The 834-nt window shown below is 61.0% G+C and carries 1 protein-coding gene; it reads right to left on the bottom strand.

The annotated features are described in order from the left end of the window. Nucleotides 1-834, bottom strand: an 834-nt coding sequence (locus HGI47_RS22090) for a calcium-binding protein (protein ID WP_370521849.1), incomplete at both ends; no start/stop codon positions are given.

Raw genomic sequence — 834 nt, 5'->3', positions numbered from 1 at the left:
GAAGCTGCCGCTCGCCGATCCGAACGAGACGAGCACGCCCGAAAAGCCGAAGCCCACCACATCGGCAAATCCATCGCCGTTAACATCGGCAACATGGCGCGGGAACAGATCCTGCGTGGTCCACCCAGACGCCGGATTGAAGTTGGCAATAACCGCCGCACCCGGCGCGCGGAACGTGAACGAATAAAGCCCGTCGGAGAAACGATACTGCTCCACTCCTGAAACAGTGTCGGTCCCATCTGCCCCTGCCGCAATGGTCAGCGTACCATCGGCATTGTGCGAAACCACCGCTTGCGCTCGGGCGACCGCGTATGTGGCGACGTCGGTCCCGGCCCCACCGTAGATGACGTCGTTTCCGGTACCGCCGGTCAGGGTGTCATTACCGGACCCACCAAGCAGAAGATCGTCTGCCCCGGCGCCGACGATCGTGTCTCCCAGCGTGGTTCCCGTGATCTGGAGACCACTTTCGCCATCAGCGTTGAAAGTCTGGACGAAGAGTCCTTCAGGGATCGGCGATGCTTCGCGGACACGGGCAGTGCCGGTGAGTGTTGAACCGATGCTAAGGCCGCCGACGACGAGGATGGCCTGAAAATCCCCGTCGCCAAGTTGTGTGAGAATTGATTGCGGAACCCGATACACGCCGTTCGCATTTGCGACGACGTTGTTGATGACAATCGTGCCCGTCGGCAGGAGGGTTGCGCCTGCAACTCCCGCAAGGCTGATGGCCTGGGCATCGATCTGTGGTGTGATTTGGATGTTTACGAAGCTTGGGCCGGTGCCGTTGGCAAAGGTTGCCGATCCGATCGTGAACCCTTCGGCGCGCCCTTCGCTCGT

It is taken from the genome of Novosphingobium sp. ERN07 (assembly GCF_012641335.1).
Lineage (GTDB): Bacteria > Pseudomonadota > Alphaproteobacteria > Sphingomonadales > Sphingomonadaceae > Novosphingobium.
The sequence above is the reverse complement of the archived record's forward strand: the minus strand, read 5'-3'. Positions and strand labels throughout refer to the sequence as shown.